31 protein-coding genes and 1 pseudogene are annotated in these 22,541 nt (G+C 47.1%); 19 read left to right on the top strand and 13 right to left on the bottom strand.

Going from position 1 to position 22,541, the window contains the following annotated elements; genetic code table 11:
- Positions 1-32 precede the first annotated feature (32 nt).
- Both BLD48_RS16070 and BLD48_RS09725 read left to right on the top strand, forming a co-directional pair.
- Positions 33-560: an RNA polymerase sigma factor gene (locus BLD48_RS16070; RefSeq protein WP_161487710.1), complete on the top strand. Its 528-nt coding sequence runs from the start codon at positions 33-35 to the stop codon at positions 558-560.
- Positions 557-1,396, top strand: coding sequence for a hypothetical protein (locus BLD48_RS09725; RefSeq protein WP_071500045.1), 840 nt, complete (start codon positions 557-559; stop codon positions 1,394-1,396). The genes BLD48_RS16070 and BLD48_RS09725 overlap by 4 nt, the downstream gene beginning before the upstream one ends.
- 6 nt (positions 1,397-1,402) lie before the next feature.
- Here the strand turns inward: BLD48_RS09725 and BLD48_RS09720 are convergent, their stop codons facing one another.
- Both BLD48_RS09720 and BLD48_RS09715 read right to left on the bottom strand, forming a co-directional pair.
- The gene (locus tag BLD48_RS09720; protein WP_071500044.1) at positions 1,403-1,798 is read right to left on the bottom strand and encodes a GNAT family N-acetyltransferase; all 396 of its coding nucleotides are present in this window, start codon (positions 1,796-1,798) and stop codon (positions 1,403-1,405) included.
- On the bottom strand, positions 1,795-2,259 hold the full coding sequence (locus BLD48_RS09715) for an HAD family hydrolase (protein ID WP_143082933.1): 465 nt from the start codon (positions 2,257-2,259) through the stop codon (positions 1,795-1,797). The genes BLD48_RS09720 and BLD48_RS09715 overlap by 4 nt, the downstream gene beginning before the upstream one ends.
- 367 nt (positions 2,260-2,626) lie before the next feature.
- Between BLD48_RS09715 and BLD48_RS09705 the strand changes: the two genes are divergently transcribed.
- Positions 2,627-3,526, top strand: coding sequence for an alpha/beta fold hydrolase (locus BLD48_RS09705; RefSeq protein ID WP_071500041.1), 900 nt, complete (start codon positions 2,627-2,629; stop codon positions 3,524-3,526).
- Positions 3,523-4,209 (top strand): alpha/beta fold hydrolase, encoded by a 687-nt coding sequence (locus tag BLD48_RS09700; RefSeq protein WP_071500040.1) that lies wholly within the window; start codon positions 3,523-3,525, stop codon positions 4,207-4,209. Before BLD48_RS09705 ends, BLD48_RS09700 begins: the two co-directional genes overlap by 4 nt.
- Here the strand turns inward: BLD48_RS09700 and BLD48_RS09695 are convergent.
- From BLD48_RS09695 to BLD48_RS09670, 6 genes are all read right to left on the bottom strand, one after another.
- Positions 4,198-5,031, bottom strand: coding sequence for a sensor domain-containing diguanylate cyclase (locus BLD48_RS09695; protein WP_071500039.1), 834 nt, complete (start codon positions 5,029-5,031; stop codon positions 4,198-4,200). The two genes, BLD48_RS09700 and BLD48_RS09695, sit on opposite strands and share 12 nt — an antisense overlap.
- A gap of 346 nt (positions 5,032-5,377) precedes the next feature.
- Positions 5,378-6,409 (bottom strand): serine hydrolase domain-containing protein, encoded by a 1,032-nt coding sequence (locus BLD48_RS09690; protein ID WP_071500038.1) that lies wholly within the window; start codon positions 6,407-6,409, stop codon positions 5,378-5,380.
- A 106-nt stretch (positions 6,410-6,515) separates the two neighbouring features.
- Complete coding sequence (locus BLD48_RS09685) at positions 6,516-7,046, bottom strand: DUF4256 domain-containing protein (RefSeq protein ID WP_071500037.1); 531 nt, start codon at positions 7,044-7,046, stop codon at positions 6,516-6,518.
- A gap of 69 nt (positions 7,047-7,115) precedes the next feature.
- Positions 7,116-7,535, bottom strand: a complete 420-nt coding sequence (locus BLD48_RS09680) for a recombinase family protein (RefSeq protein WP_304456951.1) — start codon at positions 7,533-7,535, stop codon at positions 7,116-7,118.
- 302 nt (positions 7,536-7,837) lie between these two features.
- On the bottom strand, positions 7,838-8,209 hold the full coding sequence (locus BLD48_RS09675) for a hypothetical protein (protein WP_071500036.1): 372 nt from the start codon (positions 8,207-8,209) through the stop codon (positions 7,838-7,840).
- 98 nt (positions 8,210-8,307) lie between these two features.
- Positions 8,308-8,934 (bottom strand): NAD(P)-dependent oxidoreductase, encoded by a 627-nt coding sequence (locus tag BLD48_RS09670; protein ID WP_071500035.1) that lies wholly within the window; start codon positions 8,932-8,934, stop codon positions 8,308-8,310.
- A 128-nt stretch (positions 8,935-9,062) separates the two neighbouring features.
- Between BLD48_RS09670 and BLD48_RS09665 the strand changes: the two genes are divergently transcribed.
- From BLD48_RS09665 to BLD48_RS09650, 4 genes are all read left to right on the top strand, one after another.
- Positions 9,063-9,476 (top strand): Rrf2 family transcriptional regulator, encoded by a 414-nt coding sequence (locus tag BLD48_RS09665; protein ID WP_071500034.1) that lies wholly within the window; start codon positions 9,063-9,065, stop codon positions 9,474-9,476.
- Between the two features lie 55 nt (positions 9,477-9,531).
- Positions 9,532-9,930 (top strand): hypothetical protein, encoded by a 399-nt coding sequence (locus tag BLD48_RS09660; RefSeq protein ID WP_071500033.1) that lies wholly within the window; start codon positions 9,532-9,534, stop codon positions 9,928-9,930.
- 92 nt (positions 9,931-10,022) lie between these two features.
- The gene (locus BLD48_RS09655) at positions 10,023-10,715 is read left to right on the top strand and encodes an ABC transporter ATP-binding protein (protein WP_071500032.1); all 693 of its coding nucleotides are present in this window, start codon (positions 10,023-10,025) and stop codon (positions 10,713-10,715) included.
- Between the two features lie 65 nt (positions 10,716-10,780).
- A complete protein-coding gene (locus tag BLD48_RS09650) occupies positions 10,781-11,770 on the top strand; it encodes an LLM class flavin-dependent oxidoreductase (protein ID WP_071500031.1) in 990 nt (329 codons plus the stop codon).
- Between the two features lie 37 nt (positions 11,771-11,807).
- Here the strand turns inward: BLD48_RS09650 and BLD48_RS09645 are convergent, their stop codons facing one another.
- A complete protein-coding gene (locus tag BLD48_RS09645; RefSeq protein ID WP_071500030.1) occupies positions 11,808-12,536 on the bottom strand; it encodes an SDR family oxidoreductase in 729 nt (242 codons plus the stop codon).
- 107 nt (positions 12,537-12,643) lie between these two features.
- Between BLD48_RS09645 and BLD48_RS09640 the strand changes: the two genes are divergently transcribed.
- On the top strand, positions 12,644-13,084 hold the full coding sequence (locus BLD48_RS09640) for a hypothetical protein (RefSeq protein ID WP_071500029.1): 441 nt from the start codon (positions 12,644-12,646) through the stop codon (positions 13,082-13,084).
- 149 nt (positions 13,085-13,233) lie between these two features.
- Positions 13,234-13,386: an SDR family NAD(P)-dependent oxidoreductase gene (locus BLD48_RS16490; protein WP_236629986.1), complete on the top strand. Its 153-nt coding sequence runs from the start codon at positions 13,234-13,236 to the stop codon at positions 13,384-13,386.
- Positions 13,387-13,601: 215 nt separating this feature from the next.
- Here the strand turns inward: BLD48_RS16490 and BLD48_RS09635 are convergent, their stop codons facing one another.
- On the bottom strand, positions 13,602-13,985 hold the full coding sequence (locus BLD48_RS09635; protein ID WP_014970421.1) for a hypothetical protein: 384 nt from the start codon (positions 13,983-13,985) through the stop codon (positions 13,602-13,604).
- A gap of 142 nt (positions 13,986-14,127) precedes the next feature.
- Here BLD48_RS09635 and BLD48_RS09630 point away from each other — a divergent pair, with 142 nt between their 5' ends.
- From BLD48_RS09630 to BLD48_RS09600, 7 genes are all read left to right on the top strand, one after another.
- On the top strand, positions 14,128-14,532 hold the full coding sequence (locus tag BLD48_RS09630; protein WP_071500028.1) for a hypothetical protein: 405 nt from the start codon (positions 14,128-14,130) through the stop codon (positions 14,530-14,532).
- Positions 14,533-14,679: 147 nt separating this feature from the next.
- The gene (locus BLD48_RS09625) at positions 14,680-15,162 is read left to right on the top strand and encodes a hypothetical protein (RefSeq protein WP_071500027.1); all 483 of its coding nucleotides are present in this window, start codon (positions 14,680-14,682) and stop codon (positions 15,160-15,162) included.
- Positions 15,155-15,868: a nucleotidyltransferase domain-containing protein gene (locus BLD48_RS09620; protein WP_071500026.1), complete on the top strand. Its 714-nt coding sequence runs from the start codon at positions 15,155-15,157 to the stop codon at positions 15,866-15,868. The genes BLD48_RS09625 and BLD48_RS09620 overlap by 8 nt, the downstream gene beginning before the upstream one ends.
- Before the next feature lie 18 nt (positions 15,869-15,886).
- Positions 15,887-16,339 (top strand): GNAT family N-acetyltransferase, encoded by a 453-nt coding sequence (locus tag BLD48_RS09615; protein WP_071500025.1) that lies wholly within the window; start codon positions 15,887-15,889, stop codon positions 16,337-16,339.
- Positions 16,336-16,947 carry a hypothetical protein gene (locus BLD48_RS09610; RefSeq protein WP_071500024.1) on the top strand — a complete coding sequence of 204 codons (612 nt, stop codon included), beginning with the start codon at positions 16,336-16,338 and terminating at the stop codon, positions 16,945-16,947. The genes BLD48_RS09615 and BLD48_RS09610 overlap by 4 nt, the downstream gene beginning before the upstream one ends.
- 71 nt (positions 16,948-17,018) lie before the next feature.
- Positions 17,019-17,342 carry an antibiotic biosynthesis monooxygenase gene (locus BLD48_RS09605; RefSeq protein WP_071500023.1) on the top strand — a complete coding sequence of 108 codons (324 nt, stop codon included), beginning with the start codon at positions 17,019-17,021 and terminating at the stop codon, positions 17,340-17,342.
- A gap of 109 nt (positions 17,343-17,451) precedes the next feature.
- A complete protein-coding gene (locus BLD48_RS09600) occupies positions 17,452-17,682 on the top strand; it encodes a hypothetical protein (RefSeq protein ID WP_071500022.1) in 231 nt (76 codons plus the stop codon).
- A 1-nt stretch (position 17,683) separates the two neighbouring features.
- On the opposite strand, the gene BLD48_RS09595 is transcribed toward BLD48_RS09600, so the two are convergent.
- Both BLD48_RS09595 and BLD48_RS16485 read right to left on the bottom strand, forming a co-directional pair.
- Positions 17,684-18,904: a hypothetical protein gene (locus tag BLD48_RS09595; RefSeq protein WP_071500021.1), complete on the bottom strand. Its 1,221-nt coding sequence runs from the start codon at positions 18,902-18,904 to the stop codon at positions 17,684-17,686.
- Between the two features lie 2 nt (positions 18,905-18,906).
- A complete protein-coding gene (locus BLD48_RS16485) occupies positions 18,907-19,641 on the bottom strand; it encodes a hypothetical protein (protein ID WP_236629985.1) in 735 nt (244 codons plus the stop codon).
- A 621-nt stretch (positions 19,642-20,262) separates the two neighbouring features.
- Here BLD48_RS16485 and BLD48_RS16480 point away from each other — a divergent pair.
- Positions 20,263-20,800 (top strand): annotated as a pseudogene (locus tag BLD48_RS16480) (transposase); the annotation flags it as partial.
- A gap of 163 nt (positions 20,801-20,963) precedes the next feature.
- Here the strand turns inward: BLD48_RS16480 and BLD48_RS09585 are convergent.
- Positions 20,964-21,437 (bottom strand): GNAT family N-acetyltransferase, encoded by a 474-nt coding sequence (locus BLD48_RS09585; RefSeq protein WP_026828276.1) that lies wholly within the window; start codon positions 21,435-21,437, stop codon positions 20,964-20,966.
- Between the two features lie 228 nt (positions 21,438-21,665).
- Here BLD48_RS09585 and BLD48_RS09580 point away from each other — a divergent pair, with 228 nt between their 5' ends.
- Positions 21,666-22,484, top strand: coding sequence for an alpha/beta fold hydrolase (locus tag BLD48_RS09580; protein ID WP_071500019.1), 819 nt, complete (start codon positions 21,666-21,668; stop codon positions 22,482-22,484).
- The last annotated feature ends 57 nt before the right edge of the window (positions 22,485-22,541 follow it).

Below are 22,541 nucleotides of genomic sequence, written 5' to 3'. Positions count from 1 at the left end.
CTAATGATATAGAAAGGAAAGGGAGGAGTGCTGTGTTCCGTAAAAAAATCGCCGGAAGTTGGATGGATGATGCTTTTCTCGCAGCGTTATATGCCGAAGAACGCTATATTTACCGGATGTCGTATCTGTATTTAAAACACGAGCAGGAAGCGCTCGAAAACGTGCAGGAAGTCGCTTTTCGCGCCTGGAAGTACCGAAAGTCACTGCAGGATGTCACCTATTTTAAGACTTGGCTGACCCGGATCACGATCAATGCAGCACTCGATCATCTTAAGAAATACCAAGTGCTGGTCTGGACAAACGATACGGCACAGGATAGGAGTGAGCCGCAAATCCCGTCGTTTGAACATGTGGTCGTTGATCAACTGTACCTGACTGACTTACTTGAACGACTCGATGTCAGGGAACGGTCGTTAGTCACGTTACGGTATCAAGCCGATTATTCCTTTCAGGAAATCGCTGATTTACTCGACATTCCGATCAGTACGGTGAAAAGTACGTTATACCGGGCGATTCAAAAATTACAACGGCAGCAAGCGAAAGGAGGAGAGTCCGGATGAAACAGCAACTTGAGACAGCATTAAAAGACATTCCCGTACCGGATACCGTTCACGCCCGGATGGAGCAGGGACTCTACCGGACAAAGTGGGGTCGCTTATTATCACGACTGGCTGTAGCGGCTGTGCTCGTGCTCGGCGTCCTGCAGTACGACCGGACGGAGTCCTGGATCCAGCCGCCGATCGACCAATCGACCGCCTCGATGATTCCAGGACTTGTCTACCAGAAAGCGATATACCTGCAAAGTGATACGACAATCGCGGAAGAAACGGAGTTTCAGTTGCGTGGACAAAAGTTAGGTGTCTCCCAAAACACCTGGACCGAAGGCGCGGAAGCCGTTAACGTCAAGCAATCACTTGGATCGAATCTAGAGAATTATACGATTTACGTCGTAAAAGGATATGATCCCGCGATCCGACTGCTCGCGGTCGGACAGGAAGACGGGGCTGAAATCGTCCGTGTGCTGGACCGGTCGACATTCCGTCCGGATTATTTCCAACAGCTTCACCTGCAACAGACAATTCTTCGTGCTAATTATCAAACGTTCTCGACATGGGAATCGACCAGCTCGGAACCGATTTCCGCAGGATCCCAGCTGCGACAATTATTTGCTGAATTGAGCAAGGCGGTTCCGTTACGCGAGTCGGATCTTGCGGCGGATGTCGTCGAGTATCAAAATGACACCGACCTGCGGATTCTGAACGTGACGATGGCAGACGGGGTGACGAACCAATTCCGGTTGATTCGTGAAGGCTATGTTTATTATGAACCGCTCGACCTTTACTTTGCCGTCAACGGTCCAGTATTTGATGATGTCTGGGGGCAGTTGAACCAGTAACACCAATTACTCAAAGGACTTCCGAAAGCCGTAAAACGGGCGAAATGCCTGACCGCGGTAAAAACTTTCCGAGCTGCTTGACGCCAGGACCTCAATCCGGGTCGTCGGATACCAGTCATGGAGACGAGCGAACAGCTGTTGACCGAGCCCTCTCCCACGGAAATCAGCATCAATCAGTAATTCACAGATGTACAACGTGACCTGAGTGTCTGTCATTCCGCGGACATAACCGATGACGTCTCCCGCATGTTCGACGACAAGCGCCGCGTTTGAATGTTGCCAAGCGAGTTGGGTCCGTTCATGCAGACGGACGAGCTGGTTCCAGCCTTCCGCAGCATTTAAGCGCTGAATGGCGGGGAAATCCTGTTCGTGGTACGGCCGAATCTGGTAAGTAGTTGTCATAAGCGTGACCTTCTTTCTGAGTTAAGTTGTATGAGAATGGGTTCGAGTTCCGACCAATCGTTCACAGTGTAGGAGGACGGACTATTGACGACCGGTTGATTACTTTTTAATACCGCCGTCATGCCAACTGCTTCTGCTCCTTTGATATCATGCAGTGGATGATCCCCGATAAACAGGACCTGTTCCGGTGTGAGTCCCCAGTCTTTTACGGGACGGAGGAACAAAGCCGGATCGGGTTTCGCAAGACCAACTTCTTCCGTCATCAGGATCGGATCAAAAAATGTCTCCAACTGATGGTGGGCGATGACCGATCGTTGCAAGTCACTCCGACCGTTCGTTATGAGTCCAAGGCGATACGTGTGTGATAGACGTTGCAAACGTTCGAGCATTTGAGGGAACAAGACACTGCTTGAGGCAAACGCTGAGAGCAGTGTCTTGTAACAACTCAGTAGCAGTGACACCTTCAAGCTGAAAGTGGGTGATTAGTTTTTGATAGACGACATCCTTCCAGACGAGACCGTTTTGATCAAAGGTCAGAAAGAGGGTTTGATAAGCGTCAAGTGGACAAGTTGAAACGGGCGCAATCAGACGAGCATGTTGAGATTTCAAAAAGAGCTGCAAAGAAGTCGTACGATCAAGTAACGTCCCGTCGAGATCAAATAAAACAGCGGAGAGGGTCATGAAATAGCAACTTCTATTTATTATATATATTTCAATTACCGTAATGTTAATATAAAATCAATTACAGGACTTAAACAGGATATCTTACATCTGTGCAGAACATCACTATATCTATATTTGTTAAACTGATTGCACAAGGAGAGTCACATGCAAACAAAAATATCTTCATTTGACCCAGTACAGTATCTGGATACACAAACAGCCGGCACACCCATCGTGATTTTGACCGGAATGGGCTGTTCCTATCATGAATGGTATGAGATTGTCCAAACACTTCAAACAACCAACCGGGTGCTCAGCTTCCACCGGCATTCATGGAGGGAAGGGGACGGGATTCACCGGACCAGTCACGCTGTCCAACAACTGCAAACACTGTTGAACCATTGCGGCGTAGGCGAACCGATTCTTCTGGTCGGTCATTCCTATGGGGGATTGATTGCCCAAGAGTTCGCAATCCGGTATCCCGATCAGTTAAAAGGGCTGCTATTGGTCGATTCGACGTCGGTTGACTTACACGAACTGGATACTCTTGATACACCGGTGCTCGATACCCTGTCATCCGATGTCACTTGGATCGAACAATGCCAGCATTATGCAACACAAACGAACGATCAGTTACGTCTTTTGGTGCAACCGGTACTGACGCCGGCACAACAACGATTACCGCAGATGATTCAGTCAGCACTGCTCAACTTCCAAACCGAACCGGCACTGTATGCGATGATGGCGGAGGAAGTCGCACACTGGAAAGTGGATGCGCAACGGATAAAAAGAAACACGTTTCCCGACTTGCCACTGATTGTCATCGGACGGGATCAAAGGCAAGCCATTGCCGAAGGACTGCAAGACGGATTACCGGAAACGGAAGTGCGTCAGCTGGAAGAGACGTGGCATCAACTCATATTACGACAGGCGAACCTGACAAAAACGGCAACGATTCGGTTTGCTGAAGGAGCAGGCCATGCCGTTCACCTCGATCGGCCAGAACTTGTCATCGCGGCAATCCGACAGCTCGACCAAACTCAAGTAAAGGACGTGTCAGAATGAAACGGATTTACTTTTTACACGGCTTCATGGGAACAGGGGAAACCCATTTTGAGCAGCAACTCACACATTTTAAACACGACTATGACGTCATTTTGATCGATTTACCCGGTCACGGGACGTCACCTAATGATGCCGCAGTCGATTATGTGGATCAGGCAGTACATCACGTCATTGAGCACATGCGTAAAACAGGGTCTGGTCATCTCGTCGGTCTGTCGCTCGGCGCAACACTTGCGATTCAAGTCGCACTCGCAGCACCCATGCTAGTCGATGGCATCATTTTGACCGGGTATACCCCAAGTGTTCCGGAAGAACTGACGGACATTATGGCACAGCAATACGACTATTTCCTGGACATCGAACAGCATGAACCGTCAATGGCGGCCCAGTTCGCAACGCTTCATGGAGCGCGTTGGCAGACGACGATGCAACGGGTGTTGCACCAAATGACGTTTCGTTATCCAAGCCTGTCTGCGGAAACGTTACAAGGACTAGACGTTCCCGTCTATATTTTGAACGGGACGGAGCAGGCATATGAAGTGGCAGGAGCTGAACTGATAAAGGAGGCTTATCCAACAGCAGTGATTGACTTAATTCCGGCTTCCGGGCATACGGCGAACCTGGACCAACCTAAGCTGTTTAATGAAAGGCTCGAACGCATCTTGATTCAGTCAAACGAGTGATTTAGTCCGCTGCTTCTCGCTGTACATCGCTTGATCCGCTTTTTGAAACACGGTCACTACATCGGTTGTTGCTTCATCATACGCAAACCCAACGGCAATCGACAGGTCATGTTTGAGGAACTCGCTCCGTAATTGTTCCAGCAAATGGAGACACTGCTGTTCCGTGTACCCCTGGCAGACGATGACGAATTCATCTCCCCCGAGACGGAACGCCTCTTGGCTGAAACGGCTTAAGCAAAGGGCCGTCTGTTGGAGCAACGCATCACCCGCGATATGACCAAACCGGTCATTGACCCGTTTTAAATCATTCAGATCCAGCGTGAGGACACCCAGCGGAATGGCTTCAGAGGATATCATCTCTTCGATCAAGGAGTCGAATGCATGGCGATTGTAGAGTCCGGTCAACGTATCCCGCTGACACAGTTGTTCGAGTTCCTGCTGCCTGGCTTTAGCTGCGTCCATATTTCGAATTACTCCTTGAACGGCAACGATTTCACCGTTTTCATAAATCGGTGTCGTGTATTCTTCAAACCAAATATATGTACCGTCATTCGTCCGCCAACGTTGTAAGAACGGTTCGTCGTAGTTGCAGTTACCCGAGATTTTCGACATCAAAATCTCGACATCATCCGGATGAATCCGGTCGAAACAATCAGACGGATCGGCATAACTCGCTTTGACCGTGCCGACACCGATATGTTCATCGAGAGAAGGACTGATATAACGAAAGCGATAGACCGGTCTGACTTCAAAAATATACATGATGTCCTTGGAGTGATTCCCGAATGCAGCAATCGTCGAAGGTGGAGACAGCGGACGCATCTTTTTGAATATCCATCGACAAAGTAGGGTCACTAAAATCCCAATCATCATTCCAAACCACAACAAAAGCTTCACCTGCCTTATTTTTAATGCTTCAGCTCATATCAAAACGTATGTATGCGTGATAATTTATAGGAGATGCCAATAGGGCACACTAAATTATAGCAAATGCCTTGAATAATACATACAAAAAATGACAATTCACATATTTACTTTCTTGATATTATACTGAGCGATAGGAGTATATTGATCAGCAAGGTGACGCTTTCTGAAAAGTTAAAAGATTTTCTCATTCCACGACAAAAAGGTCAGCAAAACACGAACTGTTTTGCTGACCTTTTTGTGTTCATAATCGATGCATTTTTGAGCATGACGGAATCGTAAACGCGTCCGAGGCTCTATTACTAAACTCACGAAGATAGTGGAGATAGTTCTTACCGCCATAGTTATACCGTTTATTATACATCCTCACAACAACAAGGTGGTTTTCGGGTACTACGAGTAAGAGTGGACCAGTGTTTCCAAGAATTTGATAAGAACCTTTTGGAACACATTCTCCTATTTCACTTCTTTCCTTTGCTTTTTCTTGCACGTACCAAAACAATCCATTGGCAGGAAGTCGTCCATCGTCGTACTGAAGACTTTGAATGGATGTACAGAGCCGAATGACGTCTTCCGGGACAACTTGAATCCCTTCATGACGTCCCATGTTCAGATGAAGATTTCCCCATAACGCAAATTCTCTTGCTGTCGTGTGCAGGTTTGAACCCATTCCGTCATCATACGGGTACAGCTGGAACGTTGCCTTCTGCTCAGGGTAATCGATGACTTTGACCAAAGCTTCCGACTCCTCCGTTGACCATTCGGTAGATTTAAATCCTAATGGCATGAAGACGCGCTCCTTCAATAATTGAGTGAAATCATAGTCATATAGATACTTAAACAGTTCCGTGATAATCCGGATATTGATTCCACGGTAGGCCCAACTTTCACCTGCAGCGAACTCCCTGTAAATCGATCCGTCATCTCGTTCATCCAAACCATGTGAGTGAGTCATAAGATGCCGAATGGTCGTGCCCTGGAAAATCTGTTGATCGTAGTTTTTCAAGTATTTCGAGACACAATCATCAAGACTGTGAATCTTTTTTTCATACAACGCATAACCAATTGCTAACGCTAAATAACTTTTACGAGCGGAAGCAATATTGAACATCGAATCTATACCAATCAAATTCGAATGTTCGTTACCGTGAACTCCTTCATAATGTTCTAAAATGATTTGATCATTCTGCATGACAACTACCGCTGCAGCACTGCTATGGTTTAGATGCTTAATCTCACTTACGTAGGAAAGCAGCTTTTGATAGGAAGGGTGCAAATGAACAATGCTCCTTTCGAGTTTTGATGTATTGGTCTCCAAGTTTGTGTCTCTTAACAATTAGAATAGGCATAAAATCCATTTGCTCTAATCCATTTCTTAAGACTTAAAGCACCACATACGTTCGAAACCCACGATTAGCATAATAGGAATCCGCTCTATTGTGATAGACGAAAATGTGATCATACCGCCGATCGCAAAAGAGGGCGCCACCTTGTGCCCGGATCGTCTCTGGCGTTTCAATCCAGCTCGATGTCTTCAAATCAAACTCGCCTAACGTTTGCAGATGACGATAATCGTCCTCTGTCAATAACGAAACACCATGTGCTGTTGCTGTCGCGACTGCACTGCCAGCCGGTTTATTTTTCTTGCGTTTCTCGAGCGCTGGATCGTCGTAACACAAACTACGTCGTCCGGTTGGACTTTCCGGGGCACAATCGATCACAAGCAGACGACCGTCCGGCATCGATACGACGTCCGGTTCTCCACCCGACTGTTCCATCCAGTCTAATGACCGAAGAGTTGCTGCGGATAACTTCGTTTGAATCTCATTCCATTCGACAGTGGGGTGACGGTGGATGTGTGCTCCAAACCGTTTTTGTAAGCTGTCCTGTAACATATCAAAGTCATTCATCATCGTATATTCTCCTCTCTAGTAGAAAACGATCCCTTTCACAAATGATTGTGTGCGAAGGATCGTTTGTCTTCATTGCTCCAAATACCGGTAGAGTGTACTTTTTCTAATCCCCGTTTGTTCACGAATGTCGGCCAAGCTGTACTGTTTGCTTTGATGCATCTCAATTGCGCGTTTTATGTTTTCATCGGCTTTTCGGGGACGTCCGGTCTGCTTCCCAAGTTCTTTTGCTTTTGACAAGCCTTCACGGGTCGCCATGCTGACGACGTCGCTTTGCAGGGCGACGAGGTGCTGGACGATTTCGCGGAACGACTGGTTTAACGCCTGCCGGGTATCGATGCCCTCCCGGATGGACACCAGATACGCCTGTTTTGCTTCGAGCAGATCCAATACTTCAATCAGATGCCGGGTCGAGTCTGCCAGTACGTAGAGATGGGAAATGAGTACGACGTCGTTTGGGGCTAAACTTTCCATAGTTTGATCAAGTACGATTCGTCATTTTGAAGAACCATGTTCCTCAATCCGGAGATCATCCGTCTCGTACGTACCGAGTACATCCGCCTGTCTTTCACATGCCGGAGCTTCAAAAAATGGTCGCATATAGCCAATCATCATATTTTTTCTCCTCACTCTAAACGTAATACAAACCGAAATGAATATAAGCATACATACCCCTTTTAAAAAAAGAAGTGACGCGTAAACGAAATTCATCCAGTAGACTTTTTTTAATTCATTCTTTATTAGTATAAGGGAAAACCAAGAGGGATGAAAGTGGAGGTGCCAGCGTCTCGAATTCAGCGAATCAACTGTTCCGTTAAGCGTTGGCGGAATATCGGACGAAAATCGATTTCAATTATTTGACGGACTTCCTCTTTATCTAAAAGGAGACGAATCGTCGATTTTTTTTGATCATCTTGTATGATTTCAAATGATGTTACTTGTTTCAAGGATAGATAGGAAATGAGATGTTTCGTCACCGACTGATGAACTTGAATGGTCACTTCATCCATCGAAGGAAAGAGGGTGACGATAAAATCTTCTGTAGGAGTTGAGAAACAATAGCTCGATTCTTGATAAAAAAGATCCAAGCCTTCCGTCAAATCTATCACGATGGGTTCGACACGAAACAAAGCGAGTAACGCGAGTTCATCTGGAAAATGAGACAATCTATCTGACCTCCTCTTTGGATTATTTTCTTACTTCATTTAGTATAACGTACAAAAAAGCTGACTCTCTCAAAACATGAGAAAGTCAGCTTCATCTTTTATTTTGAAACAACGGAAATCCGTTCTTTATCATGACGATGGTGCTCGACTTCGTCCGCCAAAGCGATGGCATAGTCCGAATAACTGATGTAACTGTCACCGGCGGCATTCACCGTCAGGACGTCTTGCGCCAATTGATACTGACCGGTCCGTTCGCCTGCTGGATCAAAAAACGCAGCCGGACTGATGAACGTCCAGTGTAGATCGACGGTCTGTTGTAGATCCTCGAGATTCTTCGCCTGGTTTTTCGCCGTCGGCAGGTAAGCCGCCGGGAAGTCCGGTGTATCCGCCAGTTGGACCGTTTTTGCTGGATCGACGTACAGGCTGCCGGCGCCTCCGACGATAATCAGTCGTGTCGACGTCCCACGCAATTGATCAATCAAATGCCGGCCGAGATCAACATGTTGGTGTTCGTTCCCCGGAGCCGCTCCAAACGCATTGATGACGACATCAAAATCCGTCAATTCTTCCGTCGTCAGTTCAAATGCATTCTTTTCGAGTACGGTATCATGTTTCGTGCGGGTTGCATCACGGACGATTGCCGTTAAGGCATGCCCTCGTTCCGCCAGTTCCTCTAATATGACACGACCTGCTTTTCCACTGGCTCCAATAATCGCAATCTTCATCAGAAACGCCTCCTTGGATAATATGTACCCTTTACATGTAATTAGTTTAGTTACAGAAATTGCGATTGTCAAGCCAATTGACATTAAACGTCGAGCTCATTAAACTGAAAGCATTGGTGGTGAAACACATGATTAATAGTCGTTTAGCGGTTTCTGTTCATATACTGGCGTTAATCGCCACCCATCCGGAGCAATTGTCTTCCGAATACATCGCCGGAAGCGTCAATACGAATCCGGTCGTTATTCGCCGTCTGACAGGATTGTTACGACAAGCAGGTCTACTGCAGACCGTCGCCGGAAAAACGGGGGCAACGTTGACGAAAGATCCGGCTGCCATCACGTTATTGATGATTTACCGTGCCGTCGAACCAAAAGAGACGTTATTTTCGATGCATGAACAACCGAACCCAGCTTGTCCGGTCGGTCGGAATATCCAATCGACGCTCGATGATACCTTCGTGCGTGCACAACAGGCACTCGAGGCGGAACTCGAAGCCGAAACCTTATCTGATGTCATTCATCGTCTTGCGTCAGCAAGATGATGGTCGTCTGTCTTTTTTTGAAAACGCCTTCACTTTTGAAAGGAGAAATGTCATCATGCGTCTGGTCAGTTATTCAGCCGTCAGTGCAATTGGATCCTTTTTGTTGTTCACAGCCTATGCCTTTTTGACCAACGTTGAAAATGAATTTTTATATCAATTCGGCACGTTTGCGACGACGTTGTTTACGTTCGCCGTTGGTCTGCCGATGTTATGGATCGCGAAACGTTACCCGTTTCCGTTACGGGTATTAATCTATTTGACGGCCGGCATCTTTACGATCCTGCTGTTCATTGGTTTTTATGATTATTTTGGACAGATGACATTCGTCGAATCAAGAAGTAATCTCAGCGGAATCATCCAGTTTGCGACGCTTGCCTGCCTGTTTTATATCGTGCCGTATGAATGGATGTATCAAAAAAAGATGTCGTCCAATCGACCTTCGATGTCATCGTAAGCAGACCTTCTGAAAAAGAAGGTCTTTTTTTGCAGGAATTCCCAATAAAAAGGAGAAACAGGTAGACAGCTGCTTACTTGAGGAGGGAAAACATGCAAGATACATTCATCTGTCAACAGATCGGAAAATCCTTTACCGGTGACCGGATCGAGACCCATGCGTTATCGGATATCAATCTCACGCTCGAAGCAGGTGATTTCATCTCAATTATCGGACCGTCGGGGTCGGGAAAATCGACGCTACTGAGCTTAATTGGGACACTCGATCGTCCGACGAGTGGCACGTTATCATACGGCGGTCAATCGATTCATCAGCTCAAGAGCAAAGAACTGTCTGATTTCCGGTTCGAGAACGTCGGCTTCATCTTTCAACAGTTTCATCTGATTCCAACGCTGACGGCGCTTGAAAACGTCATGGCGCCGTTGTTTGGACGGAAAGTAGCATACGACAAAAAAGATCGGGCCTTATCCTTGCTTGAGAAAGTCGGACTCGCGGACAAAGCCAGCTCATTGCCGTCACAACTATCCGGCGGTCAGCAACAACGGGTTGCCGTCGCCCGGGCCCTTGTCCACGAACCGAAATGGTTGCTTGCGGATGAGCCGACCGGCAATTTGGACACGGAAACGGGTGAAATCATCTTTAACCTGTTGCGCTCCCTCAATGAAGAAAAGGGGTGCGGTGTCCTGTTCGTCACCCATGATCCGGCTCTCGCCGAACGGGCGAACCGGAAAATCGAGATGCGCGACGGACTGATCATCGAAGACCGCCGGCTCGTCCGTGTCTGACGATACCTTCTTTTTGAATTCGCCGCATCGACCGCGTACACTGAATGTGTAGAGGAGGCGAGGTCATGCGTTTAGGCATCTTGGATCAAATCCCGTTACACGAAGGGGATTCGATTGTACAAACGATGGAAGCGACAAAACGATTGGTCGTCGAGGCAGAACGTCTCGGGTATGAACGCTATTGGTTTGCTGAACATCACAATACGAACGGACTGCTCAGTGCCGCACCGGAATTATTCATCGCCCGGATGGGGGACGCAACCTCCCGGATCAAACTCGGGTCCGGCGGGGTGTTATTACCTCAGTACCGTCCGTTAAAAATCGCTGAGACGTTTTCGACACTGGCTGCGTTTTATCCGAACCGGATCGAACTCGGAATCGGCAATTCACCGGGTGGCAGCGAACGGACCCGGCGCGCCTTGACGGACGGGGCAGATAACGCCGTTGCTGAATTTCCGCGGTTACTCGACGAGGTTGAAGGTTTTTTGACAGATTCCTTGTCGTCGCGTCATCCGTACCGGATCGTCAAGACGACGCCGCGTGTCGAGGAACGGATCCCGTTATCCGTGCTCGGACTGTCGCCGCGCAGTGCGGCACTCGCTGCTGAGCGTGGACACGGACTCGTGTTTGGACACTTCATCAATCCCGACAAGTGGAAAGAGACGTTACAGACATATCGGGATGAATTCGTTCCCGTCGACGGGCGGACACCCAACGTCATCGTCTGTGTCTTCGTCATCTGTGCCGAGACGATGGACGAGGCGAAAGAATTGGCACGGACGCAAGATGCCTGGATTCAAGGAATCCGGCTTGGCCATTCGATCGTCCCGTCGTTTGCGACGACTGAAACGAAACAGTGGAACGAAGAACAGCAACGGCGTATTCAAAACGACCGCCGGCGGACGATCGTCGGAACACCGGAGACCGTCGCTAAAGAACTGCGGGACTTGTCCGACCGGTATCAGACCGATCAGTTTCTGTTGATCAACAACGCCTTTGATCAGCAAAAACGGATCCGGTCCTATCAGTTGATCGCTGAACAATTGCTCCATTAAAAAACACCGCCTATAAGCAGGCGGTGTTCGTTTTGACTTATTGTTGTGCTGTCGGGCGGATTAAGATTTCGTTGACCGCGACATCATCCGGTTCATTGACGGCGTAGGCAATCGCCCGGGCAATCGCACCTGCGTCCATCGCTTTTAAGTTGCCGATGCCTTGTTTGATGTCTTCGTCCGTGATGTGATCTTTCAATTCGGTATCGACCGCTCCCGGTGAGATGATCGTCGCCCGGATGTTATTCTCAACCGATTCTTCTTTTCGTAAGCCTTCCGTGATGGCACGGACCGCAAACTTCGTCCCGCTGTAGACGGCACTCGATGGCATGACATCGTGTCCGGCAATCGAGGAGATATTGATGATGTGTCCGCGTTTCTGCTCGCGCATGTACGGCAACACGGCACCGATGCCATAGAGAACGCCTTTGATGTTGACGTCGACCATCTTGTTCCATTCATCCTGTTTATTTTTGTTCAGTTTCGATAACGGCATCAAGCCCGCATTGTTGACGAGAACATCGACCGCACCAAACGTGTCTTGCGCAAGCTTTGCCAGTTGCTCGACTTGTGCTGAGTCCGTTACGTCCGTTACTTGATAGACGGCTTTACCGCCCAGTTGTTCGATTTCCTGTTGCAAGGTTTTCAAACGATCTTCCCGGCGTGCTGCGAGGACCAGTTGCGCGCCTTGTTTAGCCAGTAACTTGGCAGTGGCTTCCCCGATGCCACTTGATGCTCCTGTAATGATGACGACTTTGTTTTCGATCATTCAAAAAACCTCCTACATATTTTTTAACTCAACCCTAGAAGTATTAACCTCTTTTAAGCATAAGCAAACCTCGGACGGACAGTTCAAAGGCAGAAAGGACAAAAACGATGCGAAAAGGATTTTGGCTTATTCTTTTATTAGTCGGCGGATTGATTTTATTTTTTGAACCGTTCCGCGGTGCACCACCGGAACCGGAGGTCACGGTTAAAGGAACCTCTCTCGAGACGACAAGTGGTTCCTATTGTTGGCATAGTCTTTTGCGGGGACAATGCGTCGACTACATCTATACGACGCCACTCGACATGACGGCAAAACAAACACCGACCGTCATCAAACCGGGTGCGATCATCGATGTCACTTACAACGATGGTCCGACGCCAAAACGAATTAAAGTCGAGGAGTGGCAACAAAACGGCACCCGAAAAAAGGTGCGATTGAAAGATAACCAGCTGACCGTTCCAACGGAGAAAGGTCTCTACACGTATCATGTGTCGGCTTGGTGGGGAAAAGGAGACGGGAACGTCGCTTTTTTAATCGACGTAAAATGACATTGACAGAGGACTATCCATGTCTTGGGAAAAATTGAGTCGTCCATTTCTATTTAAGTTCCTGTTTTTTTGTCCAGTCGTCTTGACTTGTCGACTGTTTAGTCAAAAAAAGGGAAAAGACAAACTCAAACGGAAAGGGTGAGTTATTCATGCGTTTAGAAGGAAAAGTCATCATCGTCACGGGAGCAGCTTCCGGTATGGGTCAGGCAATGGCAGAAATATTTTCGGCCGAAGGGGCCAAAGTCGTTATTTCTAATATTCATGGTGACGGAGCAAATCAGGTCGCTGAGGCAATCACATGACGCGGGGAAACAGCCCATGCCATCAAGACGGATAAGCGGCAGTCCGTCAGCTGATTGACGAAACGATTACCACGTACGGAAAACTGGATGTTCTCGTCAACAATACCGGGAACAAGGACATAGCATTATCCTCAACAACATTTCGACTGGCGGTCTGAACGGGGCACGTGCCGGACCCCGTTTCGTACTTAAGGATAAAAGAACGAACCTTCCTGTCAGCGGTCAACAGTGAAGATTCGTTCTTTTATCGTATTACTTTTGATTTGTTTTCGTGCATCGATCGAGTCCCGGATATGTATGATGTACCGGCGACCCTTTTGGTAACCGGAGCGGGGCGGTTTGATCCGCAGTTCCTTGCCATCGATGACTTCGAGTTCCGTCTGCATCCGTTCTCCGGTCGAATCCGTGATCGTGACGGTCCGGTTCGAGACCTGGTCCGGTCGTAAGCCTTTTGAAAATTCGATGTCAAACGTATGGTACTTCGAGATCGTTCGGGCACGAGACTTGAAGTGGGGACCTTCCGTCTGTTCGTCAAGCGTACAGTAACAGCCCGTAAAAATTAAACAAATCGTCAGGATAATGGAAAATAACGGTTTCACAATCGGGCTCCTTTCAGCATATTTTTCATTATAAGCCAAATAATAGGAGGTTTCAATCGTTCTTGGGACGGATTGTGAAATAACCCTTCAAGACATGCCACGAGTGATGTATACTCAAGCGAGAGAAAGGCAGTGGTAGAATATGCAACAGACTGATCAACGCGAAATCATCGTCTCCATCCGGACGAGTTATGATTTCAAAGCCGATGAAGGACGTGCGGTCCGGGTCGTCGAATTTCACGGACGCCGGACGACTGTCATCGATACATTTAAAAAATCAACACCAAAACGGATGATTTTAGTTGAAATGATCCGCGCCGTCCAATCGTTTAAGGAACCGTTCCATATCATCTTCAATGTCGAATGCAACTTCGGTTTCAAATATTTAAACGATGAACGCCCGTGGGAAAACCGCGATCTCGGAAATACGTTCAACGAATTGATTCAAACAGGCGGACATACGATTGAGCTCCGCGATTGTTCGTTTTATGAAGGCGGCAAAGACTTGCAGAAGTGGTTGCTGAACATCCTGAAAAAAGCGAATTGACCTTTTAAGACAGATGACGTTCATCGAACGGTCATCTGTTTTTTTGTTGCCTCTCCCGTCGTCTGCTAATATGTGGTAAATTTATAAGAAAGAAAAATGACAACACGACCGACATCACCGTCAACTATTTCGTAAAGAGGTGGAATTATGAATAAAGAAGATCATCAAATCGCCCGTAAGCTCGTGTCTACTTATTTGACAGGAACTCAAATCTCGACGATTCACCTGACAGGCTTCATCAGCATTGAACTGATTAATCTCTATGATGCCACGATTCCAGATATCTCAATCCGGATCGAGACTGACCGTCTGTATTACGGGGATGTCGAATCTTCGAAGGACTGGGTCGTTCGCCATATGCCAAAAGAAGAGATGCTTCACCTGATTGTGACATTACATACAGAACGAATCATTGCCGTTCGGATCGGAAAAGCTGCTCCGCATCTGTTCATTACCTTCAGTTCAGGGAAAACGCTGGTCATCAACGGGTCGGATACATATTACGAATCCTGGGCCATCGACATGACGTTACCGGATAAAGGTCTTGTCTCGATCGTCGCCGTACCGAGCGATGAATTGGCTGTTTTTGCTTCCGATAACACGATGTTACACAACCAGCCCCATGAATGATCAAGTGTCACGTGCCAAGCAGAGTGCCCGTTTGATTATCGAGACCCGCTATCCGGATTGTGACGCTGCGTTACTTGCCGGGAGTTTTGTCCGGGGACAAGCGACCGCGACGTCCGATTTAGATCTGATCGTCTTCAACGAATCCGTTGCGGACTCTTACCGGGAATCGTTCACCAGTGATGGGTATCCGGTTGAAGCGTTCATCCATTCAAGTACGACCATCCGGGAGTTCTTCCGGCAGGACCGGGAACGGGGACGTCCTTCGATACAACGGATGGTCACCGAAGGACTCGTCCTGAGGAATCACGCACTGCTTGCACCGCTAAAAGCTCAAGCGCAAACGGAGCTGCTCGCCGGTCCACCGGTGCTGTCGCTTGCCGAAGCGGACCGTGCGCGTTATTTCCTGACCGATCTGCTCGATGATTTCATCGGTGTGACGGACCGGACGGAAGGGCTCGGAATTGCAGCACGATTGCTCGAACAAGCGACGGATTTCCGCTTGCGGACGTCCGGTCACTGGACAGGGCAGGGAAAATGGCTGATCCGCAGTCTGGCAATCGTCGATCCGGTCGAGGCCAAACGATTGACAGACGCCTTTGAAGCGTATTTCCGGTTGGATGAAAAACAAGCCGTCATCGGTTTGCTAGAACAGTGGCTCGATGCGCAAGGCGGTCGTTACTTCGAAGGTTTTTCAATCGGAAAATGAGAAAAGGGGGAGAGGCGGATGCTGACAATTCAGGAAGGGACGGAAGAATCCGCACCCTACAAAACGTTTCTACAAGAAAAAATCCGGGCGTATAATGATGAACAATCCCCGCACCATGCCAAAAAGCGCCATACTGCAGTACGTCCTGTTCATGTGATGGTATTCGAGGAAGAGCACATTGTCGGAGGAATCTACGGAGAGATCTATTGGGATTGGCTCGAGGTAGAATTTCTTTATCTCCCGGACTCCTTACGCACACAAGGTCTTGGCAGCCAACTGTTGCACCGAATTGAAACATTGGCGAGTCAATCCGGGATCGACCGTGTTCTTGTGACGACCTTTTCTTTTCAGGCCTATGCCTTTTATAAAAAACACGGATACGAGACGGTCGGTGTGATTGCGGACTATCCACCCGGATTCTCGCAGTACACACTCGTCAAACAACTTGTTCCGTCTTCAGGATCAGCATGAAAAAGCGAATTGGGTTGTTCTTAACCGTCACCTTTCTCGTTGGTGTGCTGGTCTCACCACTGAAACAGACGGCACAGCCCGTCGTTTACGGCGTGACCCCTCAAGCGCTGGTCGACGTCATGGAGCAGCAACCGGAAAAGATTCCGTTCTCGACCAGACAAGTCTACTGGATCGAACCGCTTGGTAACAGGCATACGATCGCTTTCGTCAAGACGTCGGAAGCGCAGTTTTTGCTTATCTTAAAACAAACGGATTCCACTTATCGTGTCGTCCATCTGATTCGCCAAGCACCGCAACCGATCGACTGGTTTGAGGGACGGTTACTGGAAGTCGATCAAAAACGTTATTTTGTCGTCTATGGTGAAAATAAATCGAACACGATGCGACGCTTAGTGTTCGATCCGTATAAAGTCACGTCCGTCGGGAAACATGAGCGAACTTTGCCACTAAAAGATATCAAGCGGACGCTTGATATCGGGCGAAAGGATCATTTCCATACGATTCAAGCGTTGCCGAAAGCCTTTCCCCGTTCGCTCTTTTTTGATATTCAGGCTGTCGACCGACAAGGCAACGAACAGTTGCGCCGGTTGTCGAATACGCTCGATTGAAGTCCTCTCAGTGGGAAGATGATCTAGTCGTTCGGTATACTGAATATAGTCAAGAAAGAGGGGGATCTAGTATGTGGATTGTGATGAACCAATTGCGTGTACAAAACGGGAAAGCCGATCAAGTCGCGGCACGTTTTCAAACGACTAAAGGCATCGAGCAGATGGAAGGATTTATCCGGATGCAGGTCTTAGTCGATCTCAGTCAAGACGAACATGATATCGTCACGATCATGACGACGTGGGAAAAACAAGCGCATTTCCATGCCTGGCAAGAAAGCCAAGCCTATAAAGGCGTCCATAAGAAACGGGACGAGGGGACATCGGAAGTCAAACCGCTTGTCCTGTCAAACGCCGTGACGGAATATGCCGTCGTCGCCGATCATACGCATGCCTAAACAAAACCGTCTTTTCCCGCGAATAGGGAAGAGACGGTTTTTTGCCTGGAATGGATAAACCGGAAAGCGGGTAAAAGGATTAAAACTGAACCTCGAGAGGTGAGGGAAGATGACGACACGTAAAGGCATCGTTTCAGGATTAACGGTCTTGTTCGGCATGATTTTCATCATCGGTTTTTTCCTGTCCGGCGGTTTTGTCTACCTGTACTTTTTTGCACTGCTGATTGCCTGTGCGTCTTTTTTGCGGGAACAGTTGACCCGCGAAGAGTGGTTACACGAAGGGATCGCCTTCATCTTATTTTGCGGTGTCCTCTACGCTGTCGAACATCTGGTATTTTAAATCATTTGATGTGATACGTATCAAGCAATACGTCGCGTCCTGCAGCAGACAGCTTAAAACTGATCTTTCGGTGGACATCTTCGAGATAGACATCGGTTTTTTTGATTCGCCGGTCGAGATAAATCTTGAACTGTTGCGCTTTCCCTTTATTCAGTAACGTCAAATACTGCCGCTCGGCCAATCGCCCTTTTGGCTCTGCCTCTTCACTGTCCTCAATCAGCCGGACCAACCGTTTTGATTCTTCGAGTGACGTCTCGATGTAGGCTTCGGGTGAGAGCGGATCCGCTATGTCTAAATCGCCCTTCACAAATTTAAACTTTCCGAGCGGCCGGTCATGGAACAGGGCGAAACGCGGTAAAGAATAGTCCGCGTCGTACAGTTCGTCCGGCGGCACGTCAAGATTAGGCGGAAGTTGTTGTTCGTGCTTGATGGTCAGCGTGTAGCGGGTCGTCTTTCCGGTTTTTTCTTTGACCGTGACCGTACCGTAAGTGCCGTCTGTATGCGGTGCCTCCTTGAACTGGATCGTACTTCGCTCTTTCGACGAATAGATCGACGCGCGATAACGGATTTGTCCCATCAGGTTCAGCTGGACTTCATACGGTTCTTGAATTTGAAAATTTGATTCAAGGACAAGCGGGACGGCTCCGACAAACGGTGTCAGTTCCATGATGTTCGTGACGACCGTCTGCTTCGTTTGTTCATTTGTTGCCCGGACGACGAGATAGCCGGTTGTCGGGACCGTCAGCTGTCGCGCGGATTTCATCAAGGATCTGCCGGAGAGGCGGACACTTTCTTCGAAGTTGGAAGATAACTTCTGAAACTCCACCTGTTTTTTAGGAGTGACCAGATGTTCGGATGAAAAGCGGTCCTGTTTTCGTGTCAATTTGTGATAACCCGGTTTTGACACATAATCATGGCAATACAAAAAACGACCCTGTTTTGTTTTCAAATAGACGGCCTGCTCGCCCATCGATTCCGGAAACTGACTGACGAGATTAACGAAATACTGTTTGCCGATTGCATACTCTTTCGGTGCGGCAACCGGTTTCGTCGCGCACACCTGTTTAATGAGAACACCAAGCTTCGGATCATCTTTCTTGAAGTCAGTCAGGTTCAACGTATCATACACTTCCGGTAAGTAGGTGTATTGGATTGGTTTTGCCTCCGGACTGCATCCGCTCAACAGGACGGCTCCAAGCACTATTGGAATCAGTTGACGCATGGTTATTCCTCCACTTCTGTCAGGAGGTCGGCTGCGACTTCACCGGACAGTTTCGCTGTTTTTTTCGTTTTCGTATCTTTGACATAGATATCGGTTTTGTTGGCGCGTGCTTTTACGTACAGTTCAAACGATTGGCTTTTCCCGTTTTGAATCAACGTCATATACCGGATGCCCGCCTGTTTCCCTTGGGTTTTTTCAAGCGTTACTTCCTTTAAATCGTTCGAAACCTGCTTGGCAAGCATGTCCGGTAACAGAGATAATTGCCGGAAGTTTCCGTCTTTGAGTGCAGCGTCGTTCGGATGCAGAAATCCATGGATTTCCTTGTTATCATTTCCAATCCCGTTAAAGCCGCGGACACGAATATCTTTTACTGTTGTCTCATAACGCAGAGAAATCGTCTTATTCAGCGGCTTTTCCGTGTCTTTTGATTGGAAGGTCACGTACGGAATCGTCTTGTTCACCGGTAAGGCGTCAGGAAGCGGGTGATAGGTCAACTCAATGGATTGTTTGCCCATCCTGTTTACGATGTCTTCTTGATTAAAGTACTGGTCTGACTTGATCACCAGTGCATAGGTCATAGACTGCAGCCCATCCGTTGTCTTTTCAAATGACAGTTCAATTTTAGGATAGGAAAACGATGCCGGTAAGCCAAAAAGGGGTTTCTGTTGTCCGTCTTCTTCTTTTTCCAAAAACACGATCTGCCCTGTCACCGGAAACTCGATTGACAGACGCTGCACGTTCTTTGATACACCTACAACCTCTTCCTTCCGTTTTGCTGCCTTGTTATATGTACGGACGGTTAAAGCCGGTTCTGTGATCGGTGTACGTTCTTGACCTGAAGTTGGTTTCAGCCAAGGATGCTTTTTTAATTGAATCAGGTGCGCCGTCAGCCGATTCGTTTTCGGTGAACGACACGTTAAGTAGTACGTATCTCCTGTTGCGATGTATTGTAATTCAATCGGCGGGGTATAGGTGCCGATTTGTTGTAAGTTAAAGTAAAGTCCATATTCACCAAGCGTTCGGTATCGCTTCGGCAGGGGAGCCGTCTTTTTTGTGTTTTCGCATGTTTTTAAGAGGTAGGCTGACTGTTGTTTTGGTACCGGTTCAAATAATTCATCCGAAAAGTTTACAGCTTCCCAGTAATTCGGATTGCGTTCTAACTGTAATAAGGATTCTGTCCCGCATCCCGTCAGGAACAGGCTGCTGGCAAAACTGATTGCGAGTACAGATTTCTTGATGGTAATCGCCCCTTCCTTCTTTTAACAATATTTTACCATGAGGACACCCTTTCACTTCCAATAAAATTCAAATTTGAAAATAGAAAGTTGGTATAATACAATCCAGTGAGGCGTTGGACAATATGGACTAAGCTATATGAACAGGCATATGAACTGTCAACTAAAGACCAAATAGAGCCCTTCAACGCACTTAAAAAAGACCTATTCCCCGAAGAACCAGATAAGATAACAAAGCTGTTAAATCACATTCGTGAAAGCCGGTTTAATAGCGGGATGGCTTGCGTCCATTGCGGCAGCACAGCGGCCAAAAGAAACGGAAAATATAAAACGCGTCAACGCTGTCTCTGTAAGGGTTGCAATAAAACCTTCAATGAAATGACCAACACGCCATTTTCAGGGTCCAGATATCCTGATATTTATGGAGATGATGGTAGTAGGTTATACATTGTCTAAAATCGCTAAAAGGAGCGGCATACATATATCTACCGTGTTTTATTGGAGGCATAAAGTTTTGTACGCATTGCACTGAGAGTGGGAACAGGTCGGGTAAGAGCAGAGGAAATTGATGCCGTAATCGGAAAGTACATTGACCTAAAATAACCTGAAATTTTTGCTTTGTACGGACACAGTTAAGAACTATAAGAAATTTGCGAAGTTGAGCCTGTCAAAAATCGAATAAAACCACAGTGGAGTTCTTAAGGATAGTAAAGAAGGATCACCTATTGATGGTCCTTCTTTAATTAAAGCCCGCGATAGTTTAAGTGAATCACTTCACAAATATTATTATTTTCTTTTATGCGAATTGATTATTGAGAATTAGTTCACATCTTTTGTAAATCCAATATATATATATGTTCTCCTTCATCTGAAGATAGAAAAGTAAATTTAAGCTTTTTAAGTAAGTTGATTGAAGGAAGATTTTCAGGTGACACACTCGCATTTATTCTGACACAACCTTTTTGCTTGACCCAGGCTACAATTGCGGCAAGTACTTCATATGCATAGCCTTGCTTAGCGTGAAAAGGACTTATAGTGTATCCAACCCAAAAAGTGCAATGATCCCTTTTTAAATAAATATCACCAATCAATCGATTAGTTGTATTGTTGATTATAGCAAGTTGTACACCTTTTAAAAGAGAGGGTTCGCTAAGTAATTCTTTAGCATACATTTGCTTGGTCAATCCTTTGAATCCTTGAAACTGCATCCAGTTTTCATCATTTCTATATTGCATAAAATCATCAAGATTTTCTTTTTCAAACCGACGTACAGTACATCGTTTAGTTTTTATCTCCATAGAACCTACCGCCTTTTCCGCATATTTCCATTCATCAATTCTGCCCTGTTAGTTGAATAATACCTATTTCCATTATGTGTTATTTTAAAAATAAATCAATAACCCTTTCAAAAACGACAGACTTTGCGAAAACAGTTTAAAATTAAGATGTTAGTTTCCTGTTATAACCGGGTATCTTCTAATTGTGCACGGAAGTTACATCAATTAAAACAACGGGGGTTTTTACAGATGGGTACATTTATTCAGGCAGTCGACGGAACGAAGATTTATGTAGAAGATATCGGTTCAGGACAACCGGTCGTCATGCTTCACGGATGGCCAGCAAACAATAACATGTTCGAATACCAAAAAAACCGCCTTCTTGAAGAAGGATACCGCTATATCGGCGTCGATTACCGAGGCTACGGAAAATCAGATGCACCGGCCACTGGATATGATTATACGACGATGGCTTCCGACATCAACGAAGTCATTCAGCAATTAAAATTGACGAATGTCACGTTGCTTGGTTTCTCGATGGGAGGCGGCATCGCTTTGAAATACCTCTTGAATCACGGTGAATCCAACGTCTCGAAACTGATTTTAGCGGGAGCAGCCGCACCGGTCTTCACACAACGCGATGGTTACCCGTACGGGATGACAAAAGACGAAGTCGATGCATTGATCGAAGATACGAAACAGGACCGTCCGTCGATGCTGAAAGGATTCGGGGAAATCTTCTTTGCGAAAGAACATCCGGAACCTCTTCAACAATGGTTCCATAACTTGAGTGTCGTCGCTTCATCTCACGGAACGATCCAATCGGCGATTGCCTTACGTGATGAAGATTTACGCGACGGTCTGCCGAAGATTACGGTTGATACGCTCATCATGCACGGTAAAAAAGACCAAGTCTGCCCGTTTGAATTCGCGGAAGTCATGCATGAAAACATCGCGGGTTCACGTCTCGAAGTATTCGAAGAGAGCGGACACGGGATGTTCCTCGACGAACGTGAAAAATTCACGGAAACACTTGTTTCATACGTCAAATCAAGCCAAACGGTCTAACTGTAAAAGACACAAAACCCCATCTGCTTTTCCTCCGGTGAACTGAACCCTGAATGG

The sequence above is a fragment of the Exiguobacterium sp. KRL4 genome (assembly GCF_001870785.1).
Taxonomy (GTDB): domain Bacteria; phylum Bacillota; class Bacilli; order Exiguobacteriales; family Exiguobacteriaceae; genus Exiguobacterium_A.
This window is presented reverse-complemented; position numbering and strand designations above follow the sequence as displayed.